A 2,430-nucleotide genomic window follows, 5' to 3' on the forward strand; every position below is an offset into this window, starting at 1 on the left:
CAGCTTTGCCTGGCAGTCGGCCAAAGGCAAGGGCAAGACCGACGAGACGCTGAGCCAGAGCCAACTGATCGCCCAGGGCGACATCGTCATCCAGGCGGTGGAAGGGCTCAACATCGATATCAAGCATATCGACCAGAAGACGGTGAGCCAGAGCATCGACGCCATGGTCAAGGCCGATCCGAACCTGGCCTGGCTGAAGGAGATGGAACAGCGCGGCGATGTGGACTGGCAGCGGGTGAAGGAGATTCATGACTCCTTCAAGTACAGCAGCTCGGGATTGGGGGCTGGGGCGTCGCTGATGATAGCGATTGCGGTGGCGTACTTCACGGCAGGAGCAATGAGCGGGCTTGCTGCCAATGGCGCAACAGCTGCCGGGGCCTCCACTGCTGCAACATCGGCCGGCGGAGCCTGGGCTGCCGGTACGGGGGGCAGCCTCTCGGGGATTGGTTGGGCCAATGCCGCAGTTACGGCAGGTTTGACGGGCATGGCCAGCAATACGGCCATCAGTACCATCAACAACCGGGGCAACCTCGGGGCGATCCTCAAGGACGTGACCTCGGAGGATGCGTTGCGTGGTTATGTGGTAGCGGGTGCCACCGCAGGCCTGACCAATGGACTGTATAACGGCTGGACCGGTACCGAGACCGGCGCCAGCGGCGCCCTGGCCAACAGCGGCAAAGTCATTACGGAAGGCGGGCTGAACAGTTGGAGTGGTATCGGCCAGTTTGCCGGCAACCAATTGCTGCAGAACGGCACCTCCGCCGTCCTTGACCGTGCCCTGGGTGGCGACAGCTCGCTTAGCGATGCCCTGCGCAGCAGCCTGGCCAACACCTTTGCGGCAGCGGGTTTCAACTTGGTGGGGGATCTGACTGCCCCTGGTGAGTGGGACTTCAAAGATGGCAGCCCGGTCAAGGTTGCCATGCATGCCGTGATGGGTGGGCTTGCTGCAGAGGCGGCAGGTGGTGACTTCAAGGCTGGGGCATTGGCTGCAGGGGTGAATGAGCTGCTGGTCGACAGTCTGGCCAAGCAATACGGTGAGATGGACCCCGACCAGAAGAAGAGTCTGCTGGTGATGAACTCGCAGGTGATCGGGATTCTGGCGGTGGCTGCGCAGGGTGGGGATGAGAAGGCGCTGCAGGCTGGGGCTTGGGTGGCGGGGAGTGCTACGCAGTACAACTATTTGAGTCATGCTCAGGAAGAGCAGAAAGAGAAAGAGCTTAAAGAGTGCCAGGATCGTTTCTGTCAGATAGGAACTGAGGCGAAGTGGAATCTGGTTTCCGCACAACAGGATTTGGGACTGGTTGTTGGTGTAGGTGGTGGTATTGGGCTTTCCGCTGCTGAAACCGTAGAAGGTCTCTACCAACTGGTCACCAACCTACCGGAGGTGATGGATACACTGAAATTGCTCGCCAGTTCCTCCGAGTTCAGGCAGCAATTTGGCGATAGCTATTTCGGTGATCTAGAACAGCGCGCAGCACTGCTAACCCAGGCTTACAATGATGCCGGTTGGCAAGGCTCCGTTACGGCGGGCGTTGAGGGCGCACGCTTTGCGGCTGAACTGGTCGGTGTGCTGACGGCGGTGCGAGGAACCGCCCAGGTTGCGGCCAAGCTGCCCTCTGCGGCCAAGAACGTTGTTAATGTTCTTGCCGAGGCACCTGCCCCTAGTGGTTGGAAAGCGCAGGTCGGGGCTGTTGGTGATCTGAGTAAGCTGGATGTGCCGGGTGTTCCAAAGGGTGGACTTCCGCCTTTGCGACAAGCATATGTCAACGAAGTCAAAGCGCTTGAAGACATTGCACTCAACATGCGAGCGGCGGGCGCATCACCCGAGCAGGTTGCTCGTCAACTCCATCAAATGCGTCGAGATTTGGGTGTTCAGTACAAAGATCTCACACCTGCACCGCAACTTGAGGTGATTTACGCTAGGAATCTCGAGAAATACGGCGATAAGTTAGGGCCGGCTGTTGATTGGCTTAGGGATAAAGGCAAGAGTTGGGAACAAATTATTGAGTCTGCAAGCCGGTCTGGCGGCAAGGATTTGGGGTTCTAAGAATGGTCAAAGAGACAGAGACAATTATTCTCGGTGATGAATATGACGATGCCCTCAGAGATGCCCTCCGTGCTGTTCTTCTGAGGAATGGCGCAGTTGGTATTAATAAGTCTTGGGGGGTTGGTGGGTCTCAAGAAATTGAATCCCTGGTCATTAGGCTCGGCAGCGACTTGATAACGATAGAATCAGAAACTTTCGTCGGCCTCACTATTGCTGGACCGAAGGTGGTTGTGGAAGATATTGTTCTGCAAGTGAGGCGGCAGCTGACAGTTTAATGGCCGAAAAAATGCAGCAAGAGCTAGGGGGTATTAACCTGGCAAATAAATAGGGCATATTGGATAATCTGTCCCCATGAAAACAGATGCCCGCAAACTCAGCCCTCA

2 protein-coding genes are annotated in these 2,430 nt (G+C 56.9%); both read left to right on the plus strand.

What is annotated here, in order from left to right:
- The coding region (locus IN820_RS00065) for a DUF637 domain-containing protein (protein WP_193679023.1) at positions 1 to 2,047 on the plus strand (2,047 nt) is incomplete at its 5' end.
- 2 nt (positions 2,048 to 2,049) lie between these two features.
- Positions 2,050 to 2,322, plus strand: a complete 273-nt coding sequence (locus tag IN820_RS00070; RefSeq protein ID WP_193679024.1) for a hypothetical protein — start codon at positions 2,050 to 2,052, stop codon at positions 2,320 to 2,322.
- Positions 2,323 to 2,430: the final 108 nt, after the last annotated feature.

The organism is Pseudomonas lopnurensis, from assembly GCF_015070855.1.
GTDB lineage: Bacteria > Pseudomonadota > Gammaproteobacteria > Pseudomonadales > Pseudomonadaceae > Stutzerimonas > Stutzerimonas lopnurensis.

Coding starts and splice junctions, on each gene's coding strand:
- IN820_RS00070 (WP_193679024.1), top strand. CDS start 2,050: ATGGTCAAAGAGACAGAGACAATTATTCTCGGTGATGAATATGACGAT.